General features: G+C 74.0%; 22 protein-coding genes. 9 read left to right on the plus strand and 13 right to left on the minus strand.

The annotated features are described in order from the left end of the window. Positions 1-72: 72 nt before the first annotated feature. From ABT048_RS11310 to ABT048_RS11320, 3 genes are all read right to left on the minus strand, one after another. On the minus strand, positions 73-1,539 hold the full coding sequence (locus ABT048_RS11310; protein ID WP_350521106.1) for an APC family permease: 1,467 nt from the start codon (positions 1,537-1,539) through the stop codon (positions 73-75). Positions 1,540-1,767: 228 nt separating this feature from the next. Beyond that, positions 1,768-3,174, minus strand: coding sequence for a diaminopimelate decarboxylase (lysA, locus tag ABT048_RS11315; RefSeq protein WP_350521107.1), 1,407 nt, complete (start codon positions 3,172-3,174; stop codon positions 1,768-1,770). A gap of 39 nt (positions 3,175-3,213) precedes the next feature. After that, the gene (locus tag ABT048_RS11320; RefSeq protein ID WP_350521108.1) at positions 3,214-3,393 is read right to left on the minus strand and encodes a hypothetical protein; all 180 of its coding nucleotides are present in this window, start codon (positions 3,391-3,393) and stop codon (positions 3,214-3,216) included. 319 nt (positions 3,394-3,712) lie between these two features. Here ABT048_RS11320 and kdpB point away from each other — a divergent pair, with 319 nt between their 5' ends. The 3 genes from kdpB to ABT048_RS11335 all read left to right on the plus strand — a co-directional run bounded on the left by kdpB (position 3,713) and on the right by ABT048_RS11335 (position 7,522). Continuing rightward, the gene (kdpB, locus tag ABT048_RS11325) at positions 3,713-5,899 is read left to right on the plus strand and encodes a potassium-transporting ATPase subunit KdpB (protein ID WP_350521109.1); all 2,187 of its coding nucleotides are present in this window, start codon (positions 3,713-3,715) and stop codon (positions 5,897-5,899) included. A 363-nt stretch (positions 5,900-6,262) separates the two neighbouring features. Then, the gene (locus ABT048_RS11330; RefSeq protein WP_350521110.1) at positions 6,263-6,748 is read left to right on the plus strand and encodes a universal stress protein; all 486 of its coding nucleotides are present in this window, start codon (positions 6,263-6,265) and stop codon (positions 6,746-6,748) included. A gap of 309 nt (positions 6,749-7,057) precedes the next feature. Next, complete coding sequence (locus ABT048_RS11335; protein ID WP_350521111.1) at positions 7,058-7,522, plus strand: hypothetical protein; 465 nt, start codon at positions 7,058-7,060, stop codon at positions 7,520-7,522. Here ABT048_RS11335 and ABT048_RS11340 read toward each other — a convergent pair. The 8 genes from ABT048_RS11340 to ABT048_RS11375 form a co-directional block, all read right to left on the minus strand. Continuing rightward, positions 7,510-8,133 carry a hypothetical protein gene (locus tag ABT048_RS11340; protein WP_350521112.1) on the minus strand — a complete coding sequence of 208 codons (624 nt, stop codon included), beginning with the start codon at positions 8,131-8,133 and terminating at the stop codon, positions 7,510-7,512. The two genes, ABT048_RS11335 and ABT048_RS11340, sit on opposite strands and share 13 nt — an antisense overlap. A gap of 91 nt (positions 8,134-8,224) precedes the next feature. Continuing rightward, a complete protein-coding gene (locus ABT048_RS11345; RefSeq protein WP_350521113.1) occupies positions 8,225-12,013 on the minus strand; it encodes an HD domain-containing protein in 3,789 nt (1,262 codons plus the stop codon). A gap of 50 nt (positions 12,014-12,063) precedes the next feature. Further along, the gene (locus ABT048_RS11350; RefSeq protein WP_350521114.1) at positions 12,064-12,528 is read right to left on the minus strand and encodes a hypothetical protein; all 465 of its coding nucleotides are present in this window, start codon (positions 12,526-12,528) and stop codon (positions 12,064-12,066) included. Between the two features lie 151 nt (positions 12,529-12,679). After that, entirely contained in the window at positions 12,680-14,038 is a 1,359-nt protein-coding gene (locus ABT048_RS11355) for a nitrate/nitrite transporter (protein ID WP_350521115.1), read from the minus strand. Beyond that, positions 14,035-14,394, minus strand: coding sequence for a nitrite reductase small subunit NirD (gene nirD, locus ABT048_RS11360; protein ID WP_350521116.1), 360 nt, complete (start codon positions 14,392-14,394; stop codon positions 14,035-14,037). The genes ABT048_RS11355 and nirD overlap by 4 nt, the downstream gene beginning before the upstream one ends. Continuing rightward, a complete protein-coding gene (gene nirB, locus ABT048_RS11365; RefSeq protein ID WP_350521117.1) occupies positions 14,391-16,985 on the minus strand; it encodes a nitrite reductase large subunit NirB in 2,595 nt (864 codons plus the stop codon). Before nirB ends, nirD begins: the two co-directional genes overlap by 4 nt. Beyond that, positions 16,982-18,172, minus strand: coding sequence for an NAD(P)/FAD-dependent oxidoreductase (locus ABT048_RS11370; protein ID WP_396547180.1), 1,191 nt, complete (start codon positions 18,170-18,172; stop codon positions 16,982-16,984). The genes nirB and ABT048_RS11370 overlap by 4 nt, the downstream gene beginning before the upstream one ends. A gap of 110 nt (positions 18,173-18,282) precedes the next feature. Next, on the minus strand, positions 18,283-20,418 hold the full coding sequence (locus tag ABT048_RS11375) for a molybdopterin oxidoreductase family protein (protein WP_502893999.1): 2,136 nt from the start codon (positions 20,416-20,418) through the stop codon (positions 18,283-18,285). A 300-nt stretch (positions 20,419-20,718) separates the two neighbouring features. Between ABT048_RS11375 and ABT048_RS11380 the strand changes: the two genes are divergently transcribed. After that, positions 20,719-21,843 carry a uroporphyrinogen-III synthase gene (locus tag ABT048_RS11380; RefSeq protein WP_350521120.1) on the plus strand — a complete coding sequence of 375 codons (1,125 nt, stop codon included), beginning with the start codon at positions 20,719-20,721 and terminating at the stop codon, positions 21,841-21,843. After that, positions 21,843-22,556 (plus strand): sirohydrochlorin chelatase, encoded by a 714-nt coding sequence (locus ABT048_RS11385; RefSeq protein ID WP_350521121.1) that lies wholly within the window; start codon positions 21,843-21,845, stop codon positions 22,554-22,556. The genes ABT048_RS11380 and ABT048_RS11385 overlap by 1 nt, the downstream gene beginning before the upstream one ends. Here the strand turns inward: ABT048_RS11385 and ABT048_RS11390 are convergent. After that, positions 22,533-23,435 (minus strand): alpha/beta fold hydrolase, encoded by a 903-nt coding sequence (locus ABT048_RS11390; protein ID WP_350521122.1) that lies wholly within the window; start codon positions 23,433-23,435, stop codon positions 22,533-22,535. The genes ABT048_RS11385 and ABT048_RS11390 overlap by 24 nt on opposite strands. Before the next feature lie 58 nt (positions 23,436-23,493). On the opposite strand from ABT048_RS11390, the gene ABT048_RS11395 reads away from it, so the two are divergent. The 4 genes from ABT048_RS11395 to ABT048_RS11410 all read left to right on the plus strand — a co-directional run bounded on the left by ABT048_RS11395 (position 23,494) and on the right by ABT048_RS11410 (position 25,449). After that, complete coding sequence (locus tag ABT048_RS11395; protein WP_350521123.1) at positions 23,494-24,102, plus strand: TetR/AcrR family transcriptional regulator; 609 nt, start codon at positions 23,494-23,496, stop codon at positions 24,100-24,102. A gap of 131 nt (positions 24,103-24,233) precedes the next feature. Continuing rightward, positions 24,234-24,365 (plus strand): hypothetical protein, encoded by a 132-nt coding sequence (locus tag ABT048_RS11400; RefSeq protein WP_350521124.1) that lies wholly within the window; start codon positions 24,234-24,236, stop codon positions 24,363-24,365. Positions 24,366-24,408: 43 nt separating this feature from the next. Then, positions 24,409-24,879: a hypothetical protein gene (locus ABT048_RS11405; RefSeq protein ID WP_350521125.1), complete on the plus strand. Its 471-nt coding sequence runs from the start codon at positions 24,409-24,411 to the stop codon at positions 24,877-24,879. A gap of 165 nt (positions 24,880-25,044) precedes the next feature. Beyond that, positions 25,045-25,449: a hypothetical protein gene (locus ABT048_RS11410; RefSeq protein ID WP_350521126.1), complete on the plus strand. Its 405-nt coding sequence runs from the start codon at positions 25,045-25,047 to the stop codon at positions 25,447-25,449. A gap of 123 nt (positions 25,450-25,572) precedes the next feature. Here the strand turns inward: ABT048_RS11410 and ABT048_RS11415 are convergent, their stop codons facing one another. Then, positions 25,573-26,427: an S-methyl-5'-thioadenosine phosphorylase gene (locus ABT048_RS11415; protein ID WP_350521127.1), complete on the minus strand. Its 855-nt coding sequence runs from the start codon at positions 26,425-26,427 to the stop codon at positions 25,573-25,575. Positions 26,428-26,609 lie beyond the last annotated feature (182 nt).

Below are 26,609 nucleotides of genomic sequence, written 5' to 3' on the forward strand. Positions count from 1 at the left end.
TTCCGTTATCCGGGGCGCCGCCCCTCCCGGCCGCCGGCGGCGGTCCTCGGCCGCAAGGGCGGCGACGCCGGGTCACTCCCGGAAGGCGTGCTCGTCGCCCGGCTCGCTCTCCAGCGCCGCGCGGTCGAACCTCAGCATCCCCAGGAAGTACAGCCCGCCCACCACCAGCAGACCGGCCACGATCCCGACCGGGACCGCGGCGTCCGGCGGGGTCACCAGCACGAACAGCGCGAGGGCCGTCCACACCAGGGCGCTGACCGCGACCGGGACTTCGAAGCGCCCGAGGTCGAAGGCGCCGGTCCGCCGGCTCAGCCGCCCGCGCACGGCCAGGTAGAGGACGACCGTGGAGCCGTAGATGATCGCCGGGATGATCGTCGATGCCGTGATGAGCTTGATCAGGGCGTCGCCGGGCAACGCGACCATCAGCAGCACCCCGAGCGCGAGGATCAGGACCGTGGCCGGGATCGGCGTCCCGGTACGGGAGTCGACCCGCCGCATCACCCGGTGCGCGGGGAACCGGCCGTCACGCGCCATCGCGAAGACCAGCCGGGAGCAGGCGACCATGACCACGACCCCGGCACCGAAGAACGCGATCGTGATCGCGATCAGCAGGATCCGTTCCGCGGCCGGGCCCATGCGGTCCCGCAGGATCGCCGCCACCGGTGAGCCGACGCCGCTGATCCGGGTGATGTCCTTGATCGCGACGGTGAGCGCGATCAGGAAGAGCATGCCGAGGAGCCCGGCCGCCACGACCGAGCCCACGATGGCGCGCGGGACGCTCCGGTAGGGGTCCTTGGCCTCCTCGGCCAGGTTCGCCGCCGAGTCGAAGCCGACGAGCGTGGCGAGCCCCATGATCATGGCCAGCATCAGTCCGCCGCCGACGGCGAAGTAGTCGGGCGCGTTCGCGGTGACGCCGCGTGAGATCAGGTTGCCGGCCGAGCCGTCGCCCGTGACCAGCACCACGACCACCAGCGCGATCGCCACCACGACGACGAGCGCCACCTCCAGCCCGACCGCGACGGAGTTGATCAGGCTGACCAGGCGCGTGGAGGCGACCGCGATCACGGCCTGGATCAGCATCACCACCAGCGTGATCACGCGCGCCGTCGTCTCGTCCTGATCGATCCCGACGAGCGGCATGAACGCCTGGCTCGCCAGGGCGTTGTCGATCGCCACCACCGCGATCGCCAGGTACCAGAAGGTCAGCCAGCCGAACCACCAGCCGACCCGCGGCGTGGCCAGCCGGGAGGCCCACTGGTAGGACGAACCGCTGAGCGGGATGCGGGCGGCGAACTGCGCCACCACCAGCGCCACCAGCGTCTGCCCCACCGCGGCGATCACCCACAGCCAGATCCCGACCGGCCCGGCGCTCTGCAGGACGTCGTCGTACGTGGCGAAGATGCCGACCGCCACCGAGATGAACGCGAACGAGATCGCGAACACCTGGAAGGAGCCGAGCGTCCGCTTCAGCTCCTGGTGATACCCCCCGAGCTCGACGGCGTCCGCGCCGCCCTGACTGCCGCTCGACTCCTGCGCCACCTCGGCCACCTCGCCTTCCAGGGCCCCCGGCCGCCGGGTGGCGGGGGGAGCGAACCGTGTTCTCCTGGAAGATCTATGCCAGTTCCGCGGTGATCGATGTGGCCGGTCATGCGGACGGACGTAGCCGTTCGGGGCCGCCGGGGGAGGGCATTCGCGGGGAACGACCACGGGGAACGAGCGCGGGGGACGACTTCGGAGGCCGTCAGCGGGGGCTGCCGACGAGAGCCGTCAGCGGCCGACCTCGCGCGCCCGGAAGTCCTCCACCGTCTCCCGCCGGATCAGCAGCCGCGCCCGGCCGTCCCGCACCGCGGCGACCGCCGGACGGCCGACCAGGTTGTAGCCGGAGGCCATCGACAGCTGGTACGCCCCGGCCGCCGGGACGGCCAGCAGGTCCCCCGGCCGCACGTCGGCGGGCAGCACCGCATCGCGCACCAGCACGTCCCCCGCCTCGCAGTGGCGCCCCACCACGTCCACCCGGGCCTCGCCCGCCTCCGAGCGGCGGCCCACCAGGCGCACGCTGTACGGCGATCCGTACAGCGCCGGGCGCGGATTGTCGCTCATCCCGCCGTCCACCGCGACGAAGCACCGGCCGTCCGCGACGCGCTTCACCGACAGCACCCGGTACACCGCCACCGCGGCCGGGCCGGCCAGCGCACGACCCGGCTCCACCACCAGCCGGGGCACGTCCAGCCCGGCCTCCGCGCAGCGCACCGCCACCCGGTCGGTCACCCGCACCGCGAACTCGGCGAGGTCCAGCTCCGCGTCCCCCGGCAGGTACCTGATGCCGTGGCCGCCGCCGAGGTCCAGCTCGGGGAGCTCCACGCCGTGCCGGTCGCGGACCTCTGCCAGCAGGCCCACCAGCGCGTCGACCGCCCGCAGGTACGGCTCCACCTCGGTGATCTGCGACCCCAGGTGGCAGTGCAGACCGGCGAGTTCGAGCCCCGGCTGGTCGAGCACCCGGGCCACCGCGTCGGCCGCGTCGCCGCCCTCGATCGGGAAGCCGAACTTCTGCCCGCCGACACCCGTCCGCACCGCCGCATGGTGCCCGGCCGCGATCCCCGGGACGACCCGGACCAGCACCTTCTGCGGGGTGTCGGCCGCCACCAGCGCGGCGAGCCGGGCGATCTCGGCCGGCCCGTCGATGACGATCCGCCCCACCCGCAGCCGCCGGGCCGACCGGAGCTCCTCCGGCGACTTCGCGTTGCCGTGCAGCAGGATCCGCTGCGGCGGGAAGCCCGCCGAGACCGCCAGCCACAGCTCGCCGGACGAGCAGACGTCCAGGCCCAGGCCCTCGTCGGCCACCCAGTCGGCCATCGCGCTGCACAGGAAGGCCTTGGCCGCGTACAGCACCTCGGCGTGCGGCAGCGCCCGCCGGTACGCCCGCGCCCTGGCCCGCACCTCGCCCTCGTCCAGCACGTACAGCGGGGTGCCGAACCGCTCGGCGGCCTCGGCCAGCCCGACCCCGCCGACCAGCACGTCGGCTCCCCGGCCGGCCCGCGCCGAGGCCGGCCACGGGCCGCCGAGCCGGTCGGCGGCGGGACCGTCGGTGACGGGGCCGTCGGTGACAGGCGCGTCGGTGACGGGAGAACCGGCTACGGGAGAACCGGCGGCAGGGCGAGCGATGAGCTGGGTCATGAGGGTGCTCCTGGGGGGGTGGGTCGGGGTGGCGGCCGGTCAGTCCTCGTAGTGCATCGCGAAGCGGCAGTGCGCCGGGCGGGTGCGGATGCGGTCGCGCTCGTCCGCCGGGGCCGGATCCGGCGGCTCGGGCCGGTCCCGGCGCCCGGCGGCGGACACCGGGCGGGCGGTGCGCTCCAGCGGCCGGTCGACGTCGACGAGGAGGGTTGCGGTGGTCATGGCGGGTCCTCTCGGTGGTGGGTCGTGCGGTTCGTCCCGGTGGCGGGCCGCACCTCCGTTCACCTCCAGTGGAGACCCTCCGCACACCGACCGCAGCCGTCCTTGACGGATGGCCTACGCCCTCGCCACCGACCTTGACGTTCCCCTGACGGGGGCGTGGCCCCGGTGTCAGGGAGCCGTCAAGGACGGCGTCCCCGCCGCCAAGCCTGCGTCAAGAGCGGCATGGCGCGCGGACCGGCGGTGGTGGGCTGTCCGCCGTCCCCGCCGATCCCGAACCGCCGCCCACCCGACCGGGCGGCCCGGAAGGTCCCCCGAGACGATGCGCCGTTCGGCCCTCACCACCCCGGACACCACCACCGACCAGCAGAACCGGTCCCGCCGCCGGGAGCGTGCACCCGGGCAAGCTCCGCAGCACCCGAGCCACCGGCCGCCCGACGCCCGGAGCGGGCGCCGCCGGCTCATCACCCGGCAGCAGCTCGCCGAGGCGCTGCCCGCAGCCGTCCGCAAGCTGCACCCGCGCGTCATGGCGCGCAACCCGGTGATGCTGGTGGTCGAGACCGGCTCGGCACTCACCACCATCAGCGCCGTCGTCCATCCCGGCGTCTTCGCCTGGGTGATCTCGTTCTGGCTCTGGCTGACCGTGCTGTTCGCCAACCTCGCCGAGGCCGTCGCCGAGAGCCGCGGCAAGGCGCAGGCCGACTCGCTGCGCCGCGCCCAGGCCGGCACCACCGCCCGACGGCTGCTGCACTGGCGGGTCGGCACCCGCGACCTGCGCCACGAGGTCATCCCCGCCGAGCAGTTGATGCTGCACGACATCGTCCTCGTGCCGGCCGGTGAGGTGATCCCGCAGGACGGCGAGGTGGTCGAGGGCGTCGCCACCGTCGACGAATCCGCCATCACCGGGGAGTCCGCACCCGTCGTCCGCGAGTCGGGCGGCGACCGCACCGGCGTCACCGGCGGCACCACGGTGCTCTCCGACCACCTGGTCGTCCGGGTCACCTCCCGGCCCGGACAGAGCTTCGTCGACCGCATGATCGCCCTGGTCGAGGGCGCCGACCGGCAGAAGACCCCGAACGAGATCGCGCTCAACATCCTGCTCGCCTCCCTCACCATCGTCTTCCTGCTCTCCGTCGTCTCCCTCCAGCCGATGGCCATCTACGCGAATGCGCCGCAGACCACCATCGTGCTGGTCGCACTGATGGTCGCGCTCATCCCGACCACGATCGGCGCGCTGCTCTCCGCGATCGGCATCGCCGGCATGGACCGGCTCGTCCAGCGCAACGTGGTCGCCCTCTCCGGCCGCGCGGTGGAGGCCGCCGGGGACGTCGACGTCCTGCTGCTCGACAAGACCGGCACCATCACCCACGGCAACCGCCGGGCCGTCGCCCTGCACCCCCTGCCCGGCGCCACCACCGAACAGCTCGCCGAAGCCGCCCAGTTGGCCTCGGTCGCGGACGGGACGCCGGAGGGGCGCTCATTGGTCGAACTGACGAACCGTCAGTACTGGGTGCCGCCCCGCTCCCCCGGCGAACTCGGCGAGCAGCAGCCCGTCCCGTTCACCGCGCACAGCCGGATGAGCGGCGTCGACCTGCGCTGGCCCGACGGCACCACCTGCCTGATCCGCAAGGGCGCCGCGAGCGCCGTCGCCCGCTGGGTCGTCGACTCCGGCGGACGACTGCCGATCGAGGCCAAGCCGCTGGTCGACCGGATCGCCGAGGCAGGCGGCACCCCGCTGCTGGTCGCCGTCCACGACCGGCACGGCGCCCGCGCACTCGGCGTGGTCGAGCTCAAGGACGTGGTGAAGGAGGGCATCGCCGAACGCTTCGCCGAACTGCGCCGGATGGGCATCCGCACGGTCATGGTCACCGGCGACAACCCCCTGACCGCCAGGGCGATCGCGGAGGAGGCCGGCGTGGACGACTTCCTCGCCGAGGCCACCCCCGAGGACAAGCTCGCCCACCTGCGACGCGAACAGGCCGCCGGGAACATGGTCGCGATGACCGGCGACGGCACCAACGACGCCCCGGCCCTCGCCCAGGCCGACGTCGGCGTCGCCATGAACTCCGGCACCCCGGCCGCCAAGGAGGCCGGCAACATGGTCGACCTCGACTCCAACCCGGCCAAGCTGATCGACATCATCCGGGTCGGCAAACAACTCCTCATCACCCGAGGCGCGTTGACGACCTTCTCGATCACCAACGACGTGGCCAAGTTCTTCGCGATCATCCCCGCGATGTTCGCGAACGCCTACCCCGGGCTGCACCACCTCAACATCATGGGCCTGCACAGCCCCACCTCGGCGATCGCCTCCGCGATCATCTTCAACGCGCTGATCATCGTCGCGCTGATCCCGCTCGCCCTGCGCGGCGTCCGCTACCAGCCCGCCTCCGCGACCGACCTGCTCCGGCGCAACCTTCGCGTGTACGGGCTGGGCGGGCTGGTGCTGCCGTTCCTCGGCATCAAGGCGATCGACCTGGTGATCCAGTTCGTGCCCGGTCTCGGCTGAGCACCGCCGGCGGGCGCAGCCGCCGGCGGGCGCAGCCGTCAGCAGGCGCAGCCGTCAGCAGGCGCCCGTCAGCGGGCCGTCAAGATGTGTGCGACCGGCGTCATGGTGGTGTCAGCGCCGGTGCGGACGGGCCGGTTCCGGGGTTCACTGGAGGCATCCGCAGCGAGGAGAACCGAACCGGCGAACCCCACGGGACCCACCCTCCGGACTCCCCTCCGGACCAGCCCACGGAACGGACCACGGGACGGGCCACGGGGCCCGCGCACCGGACCCACCCACCGGACGGACGGGACGGGACCGACCACCGGACAAACCACCGGACAGACCACCGGAGCGAATCCGGAGAGACGGAGGCGAACGGCCATGACCGGGACCACCCGAGTGATCGTCGGCCTGAGCGGATCCCTGAGCAGTCTGGCCGCCCTCTACCACGCCGTCGGCGAGGCGGCCCGGCACGGGGCGGTGCTGGTGCCCGTCGCCGCGTGGACGGCCGGCGAGCGGGACGGGCTGCGCCCGCGGTCCGAACTGGAGCACGCCGCCCGCCGCCGCCTCGACGTCGCCTTCGAACAGGCCTACGGCGGCTACCCGTCCGGCCTGGTCATCCGCCCGCTGGTGGTCGACGCCGACCCCGGGCGCGCCCTGGTCGGCGCCGTCACCGGCCCCGACGACCTGCTCGTCCTCGGCGCCGCCACCCGCCGCCGCTTCGACCGCCTGCGCCACGGCTCGGTCGCCCGCCACTGCCGCCACCGGGCCGGCTGCCGGGTCGTCGAGGTCTCGCCGTCCGCGCTGCTCACCCGCCTGGAACTCCCCGCCCGCACCGGCGCACCGCTGCCACTCCTGGCCCGCTGAGGCCCCGGCCCCTGGCCCCCGCTGCGCCCCCACGCCCCGCGTGGGGGCGCAGTGCTCGTGTGCGGGGCGCAGCGAACAGCGTCAAACTTGACATGCTCAGGCTATGCTTGGGCGAAGCCGCTTCTGGGCCAGAGCGCCATCAACCGACAGTGCCTGAACCCTTCTTGACGTCACGTCAACTCCACGCGCCCACGCTTCACCACCAGGCTCCTCACGGCGTGCCCCGGACCGCCCACCGCCGTTGTACGGGAGGTGAATCGCCGCGCCCGCCCGAAGGCCCCGGTCACCCCGCCGAGGAAGAGGTTCCGCATGTCGACGTCCCGGCTCCGTCCGCGCCCCGGCGAAGCCGCGGCGCTGCTCACCGTGCTCGGCCTGCTCGTCCTGGAGGAGATCGCCCTGGGCATGGCCGAGGAGGACGAGCGCCCCGTCATCGGCGGCATCCTGATCGGCGCCTCCGGCACCGGCCTCCTCGTGGTCGGCGCCGTACTCCTCACCCGGTGGCTCGACGCCCGCCGCCCGCTCCCCCTGCCGCCGGCCGGCCCCGACGGTCCCGAGTACAGCGCCCGCGCCCTCGAAGGTTTCCCCATGGAAGCCGTCCGCCCCCTGCTGCTCGCCGAGAACGCCCCCCGGCTCGACCGCCTCTACTCCGCCTGGATGCTCGCCCGCTCCGGCCGCCCGGCCCCCTGGATCGCCCGCCGGCTCGACATCCCGCTCGACGCCGCCCACCTCCTGGTCGACGCCGCCCGCTCAGCGGAACTCGATCAACGCCCCTGATCCGGCGCCCCGTTCGCCTGCACCACCAGGTACGGCACCAGCCCGCGCTCCACCAGCGCCGCCCGCCAGGCCTCCCGCGCCCGCAGCAACTCCCCCGCGCCGTCCGGCTCCTCGCCCGCCGCCTCCGCCGACCGGGCCGCCGCACCCAGCAGCCCCAGCCCGCCGACCAGCAGACTCACCGCCGCCACCCCGGCCGCGACCCACCCGGCCTCCACCAGCGCGTGCGCCAGGACGTCCAGGTCCTCGACCAGGCCCAGCGCGAAGCCCAGCAGCAGGAAGATCACCGCCGCCGCCCCGGCGATGACCGGCACCACCACCCCCAGCACCCCCCACCACCCCGACGCCCGCTCCCGCTCCGGCTCGTCCGCAGGCAGCCGCACCACCGCGTCCGCACTCGCCCGCAGGGCCGCGTACCGCTCGTACTCCGGCGCCGCCGCGGCCAGCACGAACTCCGCGTCCTCCCGCGCCGCCCGCCGCAACGACTCCACCCCGCGCGCGTCACCCTCGACACCCCGCAATGCCTCCCGCACCTGCGGCGCGGCGAGCGCCCGCCCGAGCGCCGTCTCGAAGTCCGCCCGATCCTGCTGCGGCAGCCGAAGCGGCTTGTGCATGTCGCGTCCCCGTTCACCGGTCGTGAGGTTCTACAGAACTGTAGAACAAGGGGGCGCATCGTAGCAGTCCCGCTCGCCGGCGGATTCACACCTACGAGGGGTCCGCCATCGGCACCCGCGCCAGGGCCGCGCGGATCGTCTCGGCGACATCGGGGACGGGAACGCCCCACTCACGGAGCCACACGGCGATCTGCGCGATCGACCTACCGGTGCGCTGCGAGACCTCCAGGAGTGTCGCCAACGAGAGCCCCCTGCCGACATAGATCGGCTCCCGGCCGATGTCACCGAGAATCTGGAGCGCCTCACGATGCGTCAGACCGGAGGGTAGGCCATCGCACGACACGTCGATCCCCCGAGACCTCAAGTGCCCGGCCAACTCCTCCGGGCGTCTGTGGAGCTGATGCGCCGCCGTGATCAGCCGGGCGAACGGCACGGTGTCACCGATGGCCAGGTCTTCCCAGTCCACGGCGCCGTCGACCTGAAAGAGCTCCCGATCGAGTCGAGTGGCCGGGCCCGGAAGGCACATCGGAGATCCGTACGCCCGGTACCAGTCGACCACCTCCTCCAAGGTGGTGTCTCCGAGGTCCAGAAATCCGAAGGCGTGTCTGAAGGGAACCTCTGCGGGATCCCCCCACCGGGCCCCTCGGCGCTCGAACAGGTCCAGGTCCTCCACCGATGCGTCCTGCGGCATCGTCGGCGTTCGGAACCCGAGATCCGTGAAGAAATCGAGCACCTGGCCGATGCCGACCTCCCTCGCTTCCGCAACACGCAACACGTGCGCAGCGGGGACGACTTCCGCGCGGAGGAGCCACGGCCATGAACCGTCAAGACACGAGCTGAGCGGCACGAGCAGGTCATCCGACGGATGAGTGGGGAGTCCCGTCGGGTCGGCCTTCAGTCCGTACCCCGCCATGGCGCGCGCCACCTCGGGCACGGGAACGCCAAGCGTGACGCTCGCCTTGACCAGATGGCCCGGGGCGACGACGTCACCCGGCTCCGGCCAGTCACGGAACCGCCCGTGCTCTTCCCGCGCCCGCAGGAACACCGGGTCGGACTCCACCGCGAGCGCCAGATCACGCACAGCCCGAGAGACATCCGCACCGTCCCGCAACCACTCCTCGGCCACCTCGGTGACCGAGACGTCCCGATAGCCGGCTTCCACCACCAATCCGGTCACGGTGACCCGCCGACCACCACCCGGAGCACCACCGGGCACCATGCCGACGCTGATGGCCCACTCCTCGGCGGAATCCAGATCGGCACCGAGCCTGGCGGCGATCATGGCGATCACCTCTCTGCCAGGACTCCTCCAGTACCTCGTCCCCGTGAACCTCACACCATGGCGGGTCGTCATGGAGACTTGATCGGACGGCATCGCCACACGCACGTCCCCGACGGCCAGGAGTTCCGGACACACGTCCGCCAGCGCCTCCAACTGCTGCTGCCGACGGTGTGCCAGGAGTCGCCACAGGACGACCGAGTCCCCCGGCCTGCCGGCAACTTGCGGCTTCCTGCCGCTCGCGCCGGGCGCCGCGATCCCCACGACGTCCAGCACATCGATGTCCACGGGGAAGCACCCCGTCCGTCGGGTCTCGAACTCGATGCCGCAGTAGTCGAAGACTCGGCCCTGCCGGACACACTCCGCGGCCACGACGTCGGCGAGCTCCGCGTCCCCATCCATCACGTCCGTGAGCCATTCCATGCTCAGCAGAGGTGCGCCGGTGCCGACCAGTTCGACGACTGCCTGCTTGAGGAGTCCACCGATGCGGTCGGACACGTCATCGATCACCTGGCGACGGTCAACCGACAACCTGCTCGGCGCCCACGGGCCCGAGAGGTTCACGACGACTCCCACGGGTCCCCTGCCGGGTGCCATGAGCCTCCGCGATGCCGACGGCTGGACGAACAGGCCGTCCACCAGGAGTGCCCCGCCGTACTCGCACCACGTCACGTGCACTCCGCTGGGTGCCTCCGTCCACGGAACCAATGCACCCCACGCGCCGATGCCGAACTCCTCGGCCGTCGGTGACGACCTGCTCCTGAACGTTCCCGGCTCCCACTCGACTCTCCGCTCCTCGTGAACGGCCGTCGTGGTGAACTCCGCGATGCCCAGCAGGCGTTCGAGCGCTTCGAGAGCCGACCAGGACGCCGCCAGGTCGATGTCGTCCCGGAGGAACAGCCGGACGGTGGTGCCGGGCTTCCGGCAGGTGTCCTCTCGCTCGACGATCCGGAAGAGGTGGCCGGGGCCGTGGATGGAGACCTCCAGGAGGGGGCCCCGTCGGCCGGTGGCGTCCATGCGGCAGGTGGTCACCCGGATCTCGTCGGCGAGCATGAAGTAGCTCAGTACGCCGATGCCGAAGCGGCTGTTGGGGTACAGCTCCACCGGTGGGTCGGCCTTTCGCCACTCGGCGCGTTCGAGTGTGAAGTCCAGTTGCTCCGCGAAGCGGGCGCCGGCGTTGGAGAAGACTCCCCTCAACTCCGCCTCGCCCATGCCGACGCCGTTGTCCTGGCATTCCAGGTACGCGCGGCCCTCCTCGTCGACGCCCTGGCGGAACTCGATGCGGCCGTCGTAGCTGAAGCTGGCGCCCAGGGTGTTGGTGCGGTCGAGGTATTCGGTGCGCGCGCGGCGGTAGCGGCAGGCGTCGAGGGCGTTCTGGTAGAGCTCGCGGACGGCGAGGTCCCGGTCGCGGTAGAGCTCGACGCCCATCAGCAGGCTGCGCACCCGCCGTTCGTCCAGCCGGAACCTCGCCCAGCCGGTGAAGGCGCCGCCGGCGGGGGCGGCTTCGTCGGAGGTGAGGCGGGTGGGCAGCGGGTGGTCCACCAGCACGCGGCGGACGGCGTGGAGGAGTTCGTCGGCCCTGGCCGTGTACTCGCGCAGGCCTTCGACCACCGCTTCGTGGTGGCATTCGGCGCGGAGCACGGGCAGGTCGTAGGACCCGCCCCACGCCGCCTCGTCCAGGGTCCTGCGCAGGGCGGGGAGGTCGACCTCGTGAGGGATGCCGAGGTGTTCGGCGACGATGTCGGGCAGAGCGGTGGTCTCGATGGCGGTGCCGTGGGCGAGGGCCAGCAGCAGGGCCAGCCGCGGCTCGCGGACGTGCTGTTCGCCGGGGGCCCGCAGGTGGTCGTCGGCGCTGAGGCCGGCGAGGTAGTCGCGGTTGGTGACGTCGGGGCCTCGGCGGAGGCCGTGCAGGAGGGCGCAGACCCGCTTGGGCGAGAAGGTCTCGCCGAGTTCGGCGAGCTCCGGCAGCGCGTCGAGGAGTTCGCGGACGCCGTCGGGGTCGGCGAGGTCCTCGTGCTGGTCGAGCCAGCGGTGGTAGAGCCACCAGCCGAGCGGAGCGGCCGAGTCGGGCCGGGTGCGGGCGCGGTGGGTGAGCAGGTCGTGGGACTCGATGAACTGCTCGTACGCCGCCCGGTCGCCGTGGGGCCCGCCGGACGCCTGCAGGTCGGTCGGCCGCACGGTTGCCCGGGCGGCGGCGAGGCGCAGGGAGCGGACCCGGTAGAGGAACGGGAGTACGGCCAGCAGCGCCGCCTCGGCCGGGTAGAGGTCGAGCGGCTCGTCGCCGAGCAGCCAGCCGACGCGTGCGGCGAAGCGGAGCGCGATCCCGGGGTCCTGCCAGGGGTCGTCCGTGAGGTGGGCCTTGTCGCGCAGGCGGGCGAGTCGGCGGACGGCTGCGAGCGCCGCCCGCCGGTACGGTTCGGCGTCGCGGTCGGCCCGGGCGTGGTGCCAGGCCCGGGAGTCGGCGGCGGTGTGCACCCAGGGGTCGTCCCCGGCGGCGACGGCCGGGGGACGCCGTCCGTCCAGGTAGACGTTTCCGATGTACCCGGCTTGGACGGCGTCCCCGTGCACGGTGCCGTTCATCGTGTTCGAGCTGTCGACCACCGCTCGTGCCCCTCCCCGTGTGCAGGGCACGAGCGTAGGGCAATCCCGGCTCAGCTCGTGGTGGCGCTGGGGGCGGCCGGCGCGGTGGTGAGCGTGACCCGCTTGGCGTCCGCCGCGGCCGGCGGGGTGGCGCCGATGTTGGAGACGGTGGCGGTGAGCACGGCGTCGACGTCGGGGATCCAGTTGAAGGTCTTGGACTGGACGACGATCTGCCGTTGCTGCTGCGTCCCGTCGCAGACCACGTCCGCCTCGGCCGTCCGGCTGGAGCCGAAGGCGATCGAGGAGGAGTCCTGCGGGTCCTTCTGCTCGACGGAGACGGTGAGCGAGCGGGCCTCGGTGCCGACCGAGCAGAGGTAGTCGACGTCGACCCGGACGCGGCCGGGCAGTTTCGGGTCGATCTTGGCGTCGCCGAGGCTGACGACGGTGGTGGCGGGGACCGGGTCGTCGGCCTGGGCGGGTGCGGCGAGGCCGGCGAGGGCCGTGGTGACGACCGCCAGGATGATCCACCGTTGCACTGCAACCTCCCTGTGGTGAGGACGTGTTGCGGCTGACGCTAACCGCCCGGCCGGGGCGCCGCGCGTCGAGGCCGGGCGGTCGTCATACCAACGGCCCACCCCCGCGGCCGGGCCCGGCGGGCCGGCCCGCGGGCCGGTGCCCGCCCCCGGGTCACCGCCGGCGGAGCCACACCGCCCAGGTCAGCACCGAGCAGAGCACGTACGCCCCGAGGAACCCGAGGTACGCCGCGTCGCCGTTGTGGCTGGCCAGGAAGGACTGCCGGAAGGCCAGGTTCACCAGCACTCCGCCGAACGCGCCGATCGCTCCCGCGAGCCCGATCAGCGCGGCGGAGCGGCGCCGGGAGTCGGCCTCGGCGGCCTCCGGGTCGGCGCCGGCCGCGACCGCCGTCCGGGCGACGGCCTGGTAGTGCGCCGGGATCATCTTGTACGTCGAGCCGTTGCCGAGGCCGCTGAGCACGAACAGCGCGATGAACCCGGCGAGGAACAGCGGCAGCGAGTCGGCCCGCGAGGCGAGCAGCACCACGCCGGTCCCGGCCCCCATGGCGAGGAAGGTGCACAGCGTGACCACCGCCCCGCCGTACCGGTCGGCGAGCCGCCCGCCGACCGGCCGCAGCAGCGAGCCCAGCAGCGGCCCGAGGAAGGTGAGCGCGGCCGCCTTGACCGGGGTGTCGAAGCGTTCGTGGAACTGCACCTGCAGCACCTGCCCGAAGGCGAACCCGAAGCCGATGAACGAGCCGAACGTCCCGATGTACAGCGTCGAGACGGCCCAGCCGTACGGGTCGCGGGCGACTTCCCGCAGCGCCCGCCCCTCCCGGGACGAACCGGAGGACCCAGTCGGCCCGGCGGAGTTCGTCGCCAGGTTGTCCATCCGCCACCACGCCCCCGCCGCCGCGAGCACGATCAGCGGCAGGTAGAGCAGCGGCAGCAGCCGGGGGTGGGCGGCACCGGCGGTGGCCAGCACCAGCAGCCCGAGCAGCTGGACCGCCGGTACGCCGAGGTTGCCGCCGCCCGCGTTGATGCCGAGGGCCCAGCCCTTGAGCCGGTGCGGGTAGAAGGCGTTGATGTTGGCCATCGAGGAGGCGAAGTTCCCGCCGCCGACGCCGGCCACGCAGGCGACGGCCAGCAGGGTCCCGTACGAGACGCCTGGTTCCAGCACGAGGGCGGCGAGCGTGGTGGGGACGAGCAGCAGCAGGGCGCTGACCACCGTCCAGTTGCGCCCGCCGAAGCGGGCGACGGCGAAGGTGTACGGCAGGCGCAGCAGGGCGCCGAGTGCGGTCGGCAGGGCCGTGAGGGTGAACTTCCCGGCGGTGTCGATGTGGTACTCGGGGCCGAGGAAGAGGACGAGGACCGACCAGAGGCTCCACACGGAGAAGCCGATGTGTTCGGAGAGCACGGAGAACACCAGGTTGCGGCGGGCGATCCGGGCGCCGGTGTGCGACCAGAACTCCTCGTCCTCCGGGTCCCAACCTGCCAGCGGGGCGGGCTTTCTCGCGTCGAGGACGGTCGTCATTCCGCACCTCCGGGCGCGGCCACCCGCACCGGCCAGCGCCGCAGCACCGCGGGGGCGCCGTCGGGGGCGGTGTCCTCGTCCAGGCAGCGGCCGTCGGTCAGGTCGTAGACCTGCTTGTACATGGGCGAGATGAGTGTCGGACGGTCGCCGCGGCTGCCGAGCAGGCCCCGGGAGAGGACCGGCGCGCCGCTGAACGGGTCGAGGTTGTCGACGGCGTGGAGCGTTCCTGAGCGGTCCCGGAAGAGCGCGATCTGGCCGGCCTCCGGGAGCAACACCGCGACGCCGCGGCCGGGTTGCAGGTCGGTGAGGGCGCAGACGGTCTGCCAGCGGGTGCCGTCGTGGATCTGTACGGTCACGGGGTGAGCACCTCCAGTCGGGTTCCGGCGACGAGCACCGGGGAGTCGAGGGTGCGGCCGGCCTCGCCGGGGCGGGCGGGGCGGATCTGGCCGCGTTCGGGGACGAAGGTCACGGCGGGGTCGGGGGTGCCGGGGGCGTTGACGAAGGAGGCGAAGCGACGCAGCCGCTCGGGGTCGGCGAGCGTCTCGGCCCATTCGTCGCGGTAGCCGCCGATGTGACGCTCCATCAGATCGTCCAGTTCGGCGGCGATGCCGAGCGAGTCGTCGATGACGACGGCCCGCAGGTGGTCGAGGCCGCCTTCCAGCCGCTCCAGCCAGACCGAGGTGCGCTCCAGGCGGTCGGCGGTGCGGATGTAGAACATCAGGTAGCGGTCGATGGTGCGGATGAGGGTCTCGCGGTCGAGGTCGGCGGCGAGCAGGTCGGCGTGGCGCGGGGTCATGCCGCCGTTGCCGCCGACGTAGAGGTTCCAGCCGGCCGAGCTGGCGATGATGCCGAAGTCCTTGCTCTGGGCCTCGGCGCACTCGCGGGCGCAGCCGGAGACGGCGGCCTTGAGCTTGTGCGGGGAGCGCAGCCCCCGGTAGCGCAGTTCGAGTTCGATGGCGAGGGTGGTGGAGTCCTGGACGCCGTAGCGGCACCAGGTCTCGCCGACGCAGGACTTCACGGTGCGCAGCGACTTGCCGTAGGCGTGCCCGGACTCGAAGCCGGCGTCGACCAACTTCTGCCAGATGACCGGCAGTTGGTCGACGGTCGCGCCGAACATGTCGATCCGCTGGCCGCCGGTGATCTTGGTGTAGAGGCCGTGGTCGCGGGCGATCTCGCCGATCGTGATCAGGCCCTCGGGGGTGATCTCGCCGCCGGGCACCCGGGGGACGACCGAGTACGAGCCGTTGCGCTGCAGGTTGGCGAGGAAGTGGTCGTTGGAGTCCTGCAGGGCGCCCTGCTCGCCGTCCAGGATGTGGCCGTTGCCGAGGCTGGCGAGGATGGAGGCGACGGTCGGCTTGCAGATCTCGCAGCCCTCGCCGCCGCTGCCGTGCTCGGCGAGCAGTTCGGAGAAGCCCGCCACGCCGGTGACCCGGACGATCTCGTACAGCTCGGCGCGGGTGTGGGCGAAGTGCTCGCACAGGCCCTTGACGGTGCTGACCCCGGCGGCTTCCAGCTCCTCGGTGACGACGGCGCCGAGCTGCTTGAGGCAGCTGCCGCAGCCGGTCCCGGCCCGGGTGCACTTCTTGACGGCGGCGACGCTGTCGCAGCCCTGGTCGCGGACGGCGGCCCGCACCGCGCCCTGGGTGACGTTGTGGCAGGAGCAGAGCACCGCCTCGTCGGGCAGCGCGACCGCTCCGGCGGGGGCGAACCCGGCGGGCAGGACGAGCTGTTCGGGCGCGACGGTGAGCGGCTTGCCGCCGACGGCGAGCGGGCGCAGGGTGCCGTAGCCCTCGGTGTCGCCGACCAGGACGCCGCCGAGCAGCGCGCCGTCGGCGCCGATGACGAGCTTGCGGTAGACGCCGCTGCGGCTGTCGCTGTAGAGCACGTCGAGGGCGCCTTCGGCGGTGCCGTGCGGGTCGCCGAAGCTGGCGACGTCCACGCCGAGCAGCTTGAGCTTGGTGGAGGTGTCGGCGCCGGTGAAGCCCTCGCCCTCCAGCTCCGCGAGGGTGCGCGCCGCCGTCTCGGCCATCTGGTAGCCGGGGGCGACCAGGCCGTAGACCCGGCCGTCGACGGCCTGGGCGCACTCGCCGATGGCGAGGATCGCCGGATCCTCGGTGCGGCAGTGCGCGTCGACCACCACACCGCCGCGCGCGCCGACCGGCAGCCCGCACTCCCGGGCGAGCTGGTCGCGGGCGCGCACGCCGGCCGAGAACACCACCAGGTCGGCGGGCAGTTCACGCCCGTCGGCGAGGGCGAGGCCGCGGACCGTGCCGTCCGGGCCGGTGAGGACGCCGCTGGCGCCGGCACTGGTGTGGACGGTGACGCCGAGCTCCTCGATCTTGCGGCGCAGGGCCGCGCCGCCGCCGTCGTCGACCTGGACGGCCATCAGCCGGGGCGCGAACTCCACCACGTGGGTGTCCAGTCCGCCGGCCCGCAGCGCGCCGGCCGCCTCCAGGCCGAGCAGCCCGCCGCCGACGACGACGCCCGTCCGGGCGGCCGAGGCCCCGGCGCGGATGGCGTCGACGTCCTCGATGGTCCGGTAGACGTGGCAGCCGGGGGCGTCGGTGCCGGGCACCGGCGGCACGAACGGCACCGAGCCGGTGGCCAGCACCAGGACGTCGTAGTGGACCCGGGAGCCGGAGCGGGTGTGCACCAGCCGCCGTTCGCGGTCGATCGCGGTGGCCGGGTCGCCCAGCCGCAGGTCGATGCCGTGCTCGGCCGGGAAGCCGGCGGGGCAGAGTCCGAGGTCGTCGGGGGTGCTGCCGGAGAACAGCGCGCTGAGGTGGACCCGGTCGTAGGCGGGCCGGGGCTCCTCGGCGAGCACGGTCACCCGCCAGGCAGCCGCGGCCGGCTGCTCGGTCCAGGCCTCCAGGAAGCGCTGGCCGACCATGCCGTGGCCGACCAGGACGAGGTCCCGGACAGTGCGGTCGCGGTCGTCAGGGGTCATCGCGCTACTCCAGTCATGGCAGTTCCTCGGGTGAGCAGGTGCAGGGGGTGGCCGGCGAGCGTGCCGCCGTCGGCGAAGGCGCCGGCCAGGGCGTCCACGGTGGCCAGGTCGCCGAGCAGGATGGCGCCGACCAGCCGGTCGCCGCGCAGGACGAGCTTCTTGTAGCTGCCGCGGGTGGCGTCGGTGAGCCGCAGCACGTCCAGGCCGGGGTCGAGGGTCTCGTCGACGGTGCCGAAGGCCGCGTACTCCAGGTCGCCGGTGCTGAGCCGGGCGCGCGGGCTGGTGCCGGGGTAGCGGGCGTCCGGTTCGGCGCCGGAGAGGCGGCGGGCGAGGACGTCGGCCTGCTCCCAGGCCGGGCCGGCCAGCCCGTGGACGGTGCCGCGGTGCTCGACGCAGTCGCCGATCGCGGACACGTGCGGGGCGGCGGCCAGCCGGTCGTCCACCAGGATCCCGGTGCCGACCGGCAGTCCGGCGGCGTGGGCCAGCGCGGTGCGCGGACGGGTGCCGCAGGCGAGGACCACCAGGTCGCAGTCCAGCCGGTAGCCGCTGGCCAGCTCCACGGAGCCGACCTTCTCGCCGCCGTGGACGGCCCGGGCGCGGTTGCCGGTGTAGCAGTCGACGCCGAGCAGCCGCAGCCGCTCCCGCAGCACGTCGGCCGCCTCGGGATCCAGCTGACGTTCGATCAGATGCGGTGCCTGGTGGACGATTTCGGTGCGCACCCCGAGCGCGGCCAGCGCCCGGGCGGCGCTCACCCCGAGCACCCCGCCGCCGATCACCACCGCGCGCTTGGCGCCGACGGCCTCCTCGGCCAGCCGGGAGCAGTCCTCCAGGGTGCGCAGCGTGTGCACACCCTCGACCAGGCCGTACCCGTCGGGGCGGCGCAGCCCGCGGACGGGCGGGAGCACCGGGTTGGCGCCGGTGGCCAGCACCAGTTCGTCCCAGGGCTCCACCGTGCCGTCGGCCAGAGCGAGGGTGCGCGCGCCCGGGTCGAGGGCGACGACCTCGCAGCCGGGCCGGGCCGTCGCCCCGCCGAGCGGCAGGGCGATCGACTCGGCGTCGTAGCGCCCGGTCAGCACCTCGGCGAGCAGCACCCGGTTGTACGGGGCGCGGGCCTCGGCGCCGTACACGGTGACCGTGCCGGGCCCGCCGAGGGCGCCGTAGCGCTCGGCGAAACGGGCGGCCGCCATGCCGCCGCCGACGACGGCGATCCTGGGGGCCGCAGGGCGCGTGCCGCTCGTGCGGCCCGTGGCGGGCTCGGGGGGTGTGGGGGCTGTGCGGGCTGTGGGGGGTGTGCGGCTCATCGGACTACCTCCGTTCGTTCGACCCTCGTCGGGCCGCCCCCGGCGGCCCCCGCCCGCTCGACGCGCACCGCGCAGAGCTTGAACTCCGGCATCCGGGAGACCGGGTCCAGCGCCGGGTTGGTGAGGCTGTTGGCCCGGCCGGCGCCGGCCCAGTGGAACGGCATGAAGACGGTGTCCGGCCGGATGGCGTCGGTGATCCGCGCCGGGGCGACGGCCCGGCCGCGCCGGCTGCTGACCGCGACCGGCTCGCCGTCCGCGATCCCGAGCCGCTCGGCCAGCCGCGGGTGCAGCTCGACGAACGGGCCGGGGGCGGCCGCGTTGAGCTCGGCGACCCGGCGGGTCTGGGCGCCGCTCTGGTACTGGGAGAGCACCCGGCCGGTGGTCAGGAACAGCGGGTACTCCTCGTCCGGCTCCTCACCGGCCGGGCGGTGGGTCACCTCGGCGAAGCGGGCCCGACCGTCCGGGGTGGCGAAGCGGTCGAGGAACAGCCGCGGGGTGCCCGGGTGGTCCGGCGTCGGGCAGGGCCAGAACACCCCGTCCTCGGCGGCGATCCGCCGGTAGCTGATGCCCGCGTAGTCGGCGTCGCCGCCGGCCGAGGCGCGGCGCAGTTCGGCGAAGACCTGCTCGGCCTCGGCCGGGAAGCCCTCCGCGACGCCCAGCCGGGCGGCGAGTTCGCGCAGCAGCCACAGCTCGCTGCGCACCCCCTCGGGCGGATCGATGGCGCGGCGGCGCAGGATCACCCGGCCCTCCAGGTTGGTGGTGGTGCCGTCCTCCTCGGCCCACTGGGTGACGGGCAGCACGACGTCGGCGAGCCGGGCCGTCTCGGAGAGCACCACGTCCGCGACGACCAGCAGGTCCAGTGCCCGCAGCCGTTCGGTGACGTGCCCGGCGTTCGGTGCCGAGACCGCCGGGTTGGAGCCGGCCAGCAGCAGCGTCCGGACGCCGCCGGGCCGCCCGAGGCCGTCCAGCAGCTCGTACGCCGACACACCGGGGCCGGGCAGGCTCGCGGCCGGGACGCCCCACACGGACGCGACGTGCTCCCGCGCCGCCGGGTCCTCGATCGAGCGGTAGCCGGGCAGTTGGTCGGCCTTCTGGCCGTGCTCGCGCCCGCCCTGGCCGTTGCCCTGGCCGGTCAGGCAGCCGTAGCCGCTGTACGGGCGGCCGGCCTTGCCGGTGGCCAGGCACAGGTTGATCCAGGCGCCGACGGTGTCGGTGCCCTTGCTCTGCTGCTCCGGCCCCCGCGCGGTGAGCACCATGCCGGTGTCGGCCCGGCCGAACAGCTCTGCCGCCTCGCGGAGTTGGTGGGCCGGCACGCCGGTGATCCGCTCCACCCGGTCGGGCCAGTGGGCCATCGCCGACTCGCGGGCCTGCTCGAAGCCGCGGGTGCGCTGCGCCACGAAGGCGCCGTCCACCAGGCCCTCCGCGATCACCAGGTGGAGCAGGCCGAGGGCGAGCGCCAGGTCCCCGCCGGGGCGGGGCTGCAGGTGCAGGTCGGCGAGCTCGGCGGTGCGGGTGCGGCGCGGGTCGACCACGATCAACGTGCCGCCGTTCTCCCGCAGTTCGCGGAAGTAGCGGACGGCGGGCGGCATCGTCTCGGCCGGGTTGCCGCCGACCAGGATCAGGCAGCCGGTGTGCGGGATGTCCGCGAGCGGGAACGGCAGCCCGCGGTCCAGGCCGAAGGCCCGGCGGTGCGCGGCGGCGGCCGAGGACATGCAGAACCGGCCGTTGTAGTCGATGTTGGCGGTGCCCAGCACCACCCGGGCGAACTTGCCCAGCAGGTAGGCCTTCTCGTTGGTGAGGCCGCCGCCGCCGAACACGCCCACCGCGTCCGGTCCGTGCTCTGCCCTGGTCCGGGCCAGCCCGGCGGCCACCCGGTCCAGCGCCTCCGGCCAGCTCGCCGAGCGCAGCGGGGCGCCGGGCCGGTCGCGCAGCAGCGGACCGGTCAGCCGGACGTCCCGGTCCAGCAGGGCGGGCGCCGAGCGGCCCTTGCCGCACAGCGCGCCCCGGTTGACCGGGAAGTCCGGGCGCTCCAGCAGCTCGACCGGCGACCGGCCGGCCGACGGCCGCTCAGCCGACGACGGATCAGCCGACGACCGCCCGGCCGGCAGCCGCTCGACCGGCACCAGCCGCATGCCGCACTGCAGCGAGCAGTACGGGCAGTGCGTGTCGGTGGCGGCGTCTGCGGCGGCGGCTCCGGCTGCGTCCGCGGCTCCGGCGGCCTTCGGGCTGGTCAACGTCATGCCGAGAACGGTGGCCGCCCGCTGTTTCCCGATCGGGTCGGCCGTGTTGCGGGCGCGGTACGCCTCGCTCACGGCACCCGGCCACCGGGGTGCACGGCCGGACATCTGCCGTAACCGGAGCGGCACTTTCGCTTACCGGCAGGTGACGGACGGGCAATGCCCCCGTAACACGCGCACCGCACGCTGGCGGGCATGGCAGCAACCCCCACCCCGTCAGGGCCGCTCACCGGCTTCACCGTCGGCGTCACCGCCGCGCGCCGCCGCGAGGAGCTCACCGCCCTGCTCACCCGCCGCGGCGCACAGGTGGTCGAGGCCCCGGTGCTGCGCATCCTGCCGCTCGCCGACGACCTCGCCCTGCGCGAGGCCACCGAACGCTGCCTGGCCGCCCCCCTCGACTACGTGGTGGCCACCACCGGGGTCGGCTGGCGCGGCTGGATGAGCGCCGCCGAGGGCTGGGGCCGGGGCGCCGCGCTCGCCGAGGCCTGCCGCGGCGCGGTGGTGCTCAGCCGCGGGCCCAAGGCCACCGGCGCGGTCCGGGCCAGCGGGCTGGGCGAGGAGTACTCCCCCGGCACCGAGGCCACCGACGAGCTGCTCACCTGGCTGCTCGCCCGCCCGCTGGCCGGCTGCCGGATCGCCGTCCAGGAGCACGGGATCCGGCTGGACGCCTTCGCCTCGGCGCTGCGCGAGCGCGGCGCCGAGGTGATCTCCGTCCCGGTCTACCGCTGGGCGCCTCCGGAGGACCCGGGCGCGGTGCGCAAGCTCCTCGACCAGACCGTCCGCCGCCAGGTGCACGCCCTCACCTTCACCAGCGCGCCCGCGATCACCGCCCTGCTCGCCACCGCGGAGGCCGAGGGCCTGTACGAGGCGCTGGTCGACGCCCTGCGCGAGGACGTCCTGCCGGTGTGCGTCGGCGCCCTGTGCGCCCGGCCGCTCACCGAGCTCGGACTGCCCGCCGTCCACCCGGAGCGCGGCCGCCTCGGCTCGCTGGTCCGGCTGCTCGCCGACACCCTGCCCAGCCGGGCCCGACGTGAAGTCGCCCTCGCCGGGCAGGTGTTGACGCTTCAGGGGAACGCCGCCCTGGTCGACGGCGAGAGCCACTGGCTCAGCCCGCGCGGCGCGGCCGTGCTGCGGGCGCTCGCCGAGCGGCCCGGCCGGGTGCTCAGCCGCGCCGACCTGCTGCGCGCCGCCTGGCCCGACGCGGCGGCCGACGAGCACGCGGTGGAGGCGGCGGTCGGACGGCTGCGGGCCGCGCTGGGGCCGCACGCCGCACTGATCCGCACCGTCCCCAAGCGCGGCTACCGGCTGGCGGCGGGCTGATGGCCCCGCCGGCCCCGGCGCTGCTCGCCGTCGCCCACGGGAGCCGCGATCCGGCGGCCGTCACCTCGACGCGCGCCCTGCTGCGGCTCGTTCGCTCGCTCCGCCCCGAACTGGCCGTCCACTGCTGCTTCCTGGACCTCGCCGAGCCGTCCCTCCCGCATGCCCTCGGCCGGCTCGCCGACCGGCAGCCGATCCTGGTCCCGCTCCTCCTCGGCACCGGCTACCACGTGCGCGTCGACATCCCCGCCGCCCTGGCGGACGCCGGCCTCCCGCACGCCCGCCTCGCCGCCGCCCTCGGCCCGCACCCGCTGCTCGCCGAGGCCCTCGCCGACCGCCTCACCGAGGCCGGCGCCCCGACGGACGCCCCGGTGGTGCTGGCCGGCGCCGGCTCCTCCGATCCCACCGCGGTCGCCGACACCGCGCGGATGGCCCGGCTGCTGGCCGCCCGCCTGGGCCGCCCGGTCACCCCCGCCCACCTGTCGGCCGCCGCCCCCACCCCCCACCGGGCGGTCGCCGACCTCCGGTCCGCCGGCCACCCCGGGGTCGCCCTCGCCACCTACCTGCTCTCCCCCGGCTTCTTCGCCCGCCGCGCGGCCGGCACCGCGGCCACCTGGACCGGCGCCCCGCTGGCGGCCCACCCGGCCGTAGCCCGCCTGGTACTCCACCGCTACGACGAGGCCCACGCCGCCTCAGCCCTGCCGGCCGCCGCCTGACGCTCCCTCGATGAACGACAGCAGCCGCTCGTTGACGAGTTCCGGCTGCTCCAGGTTCAGGCCGTGACCGGCCCGGTCCAGGATCTCCGCCCGCACGCCCGGGATCAGGCGCGTGACCCGCTCCACCACCCGGCGCGGGCGCAGCAGGGCACTGCGCCTGCCCACCAGCACCAGGACGGGCAGGTCGATCGACGCCAGCTCCTCGTCCGTGAACGGTCGGGCCGCCGGGCGGCCGCCCGGCTTGTAGCTGCGCATCCCGGGCATCAGCGGAGCGATCATCTCGCGCGGCGCACCGAGCGCCGGGTTGGCGAGCAGCCGCCCCACCGCCGGACGCAGCGGCCTCGGCGCCAGCATGCCGAACAGCCCGGCGATCATGCTGACGTAGAACCGCGCGGGGACCTTCTCGATCCCGCCCGGGTCCAGCGGCGCGACCGAGGCGAGCCGCTCGGGCGCGTGGACGGCCTGATTGAGCGCCAGCCAGCCGCCGTACGAGACCCCGACCAGGTGCACCCGCTCCAGCCCCAGGCCGGCGAGCACCTCCCCCAGCCAGGCGGCGTTCTCCTGCGATCCCGCCGCGACGGCGCGCTGCACGCTGCGGCCGGGGTCGTCCAGGGTGTCGATCGCGTAGACCGGGTGGTGCTCCCCGAGGGCCGCGACCTGCGGGTACCAGTTGGACGGGTGCCCGGCGTGCCCGTGCAGCAGCACGATCGGCTCGCCGGTCGCCGCGCCGTGGCGGTGGACGTGCACGCTCCCGTACGCGGTCTCGACGTCGAACTCCTGCCGCGGGCTCGGCCACAAGTCCATCGCGCGGTCGTACGCCTCAAGGAACTTCGCCCGAGCCGCCTCACTGACGAAGTGTCCGACGCTGGTCCTGGTCATGAGCCCTCCCCTGTTTTGATGGTATGGTTGTACCACAAAAGTATTCGAAGGGAACCCGATGCCCAAGCTGGTGGACCACGAGGAGCGACGGGCCCACATCGTCGACGCCCTGCTCCGGTCAGCGGCGCGCGACGGCCTCCACTCCGTCACCATGCGCTCCGTCGCCACCGAGGCCGGCGTCTCCGTGCGGCTCGTGCAGTACTACTTCGACACCAAGGAGAAGCTGCTCCTCGACGCCATGACCCGCCTCACCGGCCGCATGGGCGAACGCGTCCGGCACCGGGTACGGGCGACCGGCGCCGGCACCGACCCGCGCGGCATCATCGAGGCCGTCCTGCTCGAAGCCGTCCCCACCGACGACGAGAGCCGCGCCTTCCACCTCATCCACACCGAGTACGCCGTCCTCTCCGTCACCGACCGCGCCCTCGCCGACCAGGCCTTCCTCGCCGCTCCCAACGAGATGGAGGCCTTCCTCGCCGCCCACCTCGCCACCGCCCGACGAGCCGGCGACACCGACCCCACCGTCGACCCCCACCGGGAAGCCGCCGTCCTCCTCGCCACCTCGGCCGGCCTCGGCCTGAGCGTCCTCCTCGGCCAGCGCACCCCGGAGGAGGCCATCGCCACCCTCCGCTACCACCTCGACCGCGCCTTCCCCACCACCGACTGACCCACCCACCGCCGACTCCGGCCGACGGCGACACACCGCGAACGAATCGCCCGGCGGGCCACAGGATCCTTCTGCCCCACCAGTCGGTCCGTTCGGCTGCGCCCGTCCCCGCTCGCTCGTTAGCGTGACCCATGTCCGCAACACCGGAGAGCAGCAAGGACTGGCACGTATCGGACGACGACCTCCAGCGTCTCCACCGGACAGGTCTGGCCCAGGAGTTCGACATGGGAGGCGCCGGCAAGGCCAGGACCAGGAAGGGCTGACATGGTGTCCCACATCAATGGTGACAGGCGGTGGACGCGACGGTTGCCGGCTGCCTTCCTCGTGCTCTGCGGGCTGATCACCATGGGGTGCGCCTGGTGGGGCGTGGCCGCGTACCTCCGGGCCGTCGATCCGCCGCCGACCGACACCGACCGCGCGGAGCGGCTGGCGGGCCTGTCCCATGAGCAGCACCCCGGCAAGGGGCGCTACTACGTCCCGGCGGACGCCGTGCTGTCCCGGACCGCCGACGGGGCGCGGGTCGCCTACCTGCGCTACCGGATCGGCGGCGGCGACGACGCCAACCTCGACGACTTCCTCAGGACGTACGACCTGCCCCGGCCCGGTGCCCCCGCATCGCTGCCGGAGGACCTGCGAGCGTCACTGCCGGGAGACGAGCCCGCCGCGGGCCCATTGCTGCCCGACGGGCAGGGCGGACGGGAGATCTTCGTGGTGGAGCGACCGGCCGCCGACCTCCCCGGCGCGGCCGACGTCTACGTCCGGGCCGCCGGTACATGAGGGGCCCGTCATCGCCCCGCGTCGGCGGGTCCCGGGGGACGTCCGCCGCCACACCTGTGCACACCCCGACAGTCAGATGACTGATGGCACACGTATGACCTCACCGGGACAGTGGGGGTGCTCCGAGAGCAGACATGTCGGAACCACACCACAGGGGTTGTCACCATGAAGAAGACGTCGGGCACGCTGGCGAAGACCGCCGGCGCCCTGGGGCTCGCAGTCGCCGCACTGACCACCCTGTCGGCCTCCCCGGCCGCCGCGAGCACCTCCGCCACGGCCGGCTGCACGAAGTACTACAAGCTCGACAACATCCAGGTCCAGGTCGACAACTGCTCCGACGGCTGGGTCTGGATCTACACCGGCGGCGGCACGTACTACACGGGCACCGTCCACCTCAAGTCCAACTTCGACAAGGACCTGGGGGACGTGAAGGCGGACCGGGGCAAGGCCAACGCGACCAAGTACTACGTACAGGTCGGGAGCATCAAGATCTGCGGCACCAAGTACCTCGGCTGGACTCCCCCGCTCAGCCCGTGGTGGACCGACTGCACCACCGAGATCCACGTGTGACCCGTCCGGTCGTGACCGCGGAGGCGGTCCGTCGACGGTGTCGGCGGCCCGCCTCCGCGGTCTCCGGGGCTCTCCGGGCTACAGGTGCCACCGGGCTCGGACGGCTCAGTCGGCTCAGTCCGCTCAGTCGGCGGCCACGCCCGGCAGGCCGGTGGCGACCCCGTCCAGGGCGTGCGAGCAGACGCAGTCCCGTTCCGCGGGCAGTACCTCCAGCGCCTTGAACAGGACGGTGCGCAGCCGGTCGACGTTGCCCGCGAAGACCTTCAGCACCTCCGCGTGGGTGACGCCCTCGCCGCTCTCCACCCCCGCGTCGAGATCGGTGACCAACGCGAACGACGTGTAGCAGAGCCCGAGTTCACGCGCCAGCACCGCCTCCGGATGGCCCGTCATGCCGACCGCCGACCAGCCGTTGGCGGTGAACCAGCGGGACTCGGCGCGGGTGGAGAAGCGCGGGCCCTCGATCACCACCAGCGTGCCGCCGTCCACCGGCTCCCACGCCGCGTCGCGCGCCGCGTCCAGGGCCGCCCGTCGCCCCGCCGGGCAGTACGGGTCGGCCATCGACACGTGCACCACCTCGGGCACCGAGCCGTCCGGCAGCGGCAGCCCGTCGTAGAAGGTCTGCACGCGCCCGGAGGTCCGGTCCACGAACTGGTCCGGCACCAGCAGCGTGCCCGGCCCGTACTCCGGCCGCAACCCGCCCACCGCGCACGGCCCGAGCACCTGCCGCACCCCCAGCGCGTGCAGCGCCCACAGGTTGGCCCGGTAGTTGATCCGGTGCGGCGGCAGACCGTGGCCGCGCCCGTGCCGGGGCAGGAAGGCGACCCGACGCCCGGCCACCTCCCCCACGAACAGCGCGTCGCTGGGCGCCCCGTACGGCGTGTCGACGCGCACCTCGGTCACGTCGTCCAGCAGCGCGTAGAGCCCGGAGCCGCCGATCACGCCCAACTCGGCGCGTGCGCCGCCCTGATCGATCGTCATCGTTCGTACCCTTCGTCGAGGAACGTCCGCGGTCACTCTAGGGCGGGGGGTGAACCGGGGGTACGGCCGGATGGCCGCGGGCCGCCGGGGTGGCACCGGGCGGCCGTGCGGGTGACCTGCCGGACGTGTCGGCGGCGGAACGGCCCGGCTGTCTGCGTCGGTGGGAGTGCGCCGTCTCCGGG

The sequence above is a fragment of the Kitasatospora sp. NPDC096140 genome, assembly GCF_040303045.1.
In the GTDB taxonomy this organism is placed as follows: Bacteria; Actinomycetota; Actinomycetes; order Streptomycetales; family Streptomycetaceae; genus Kitasatospora.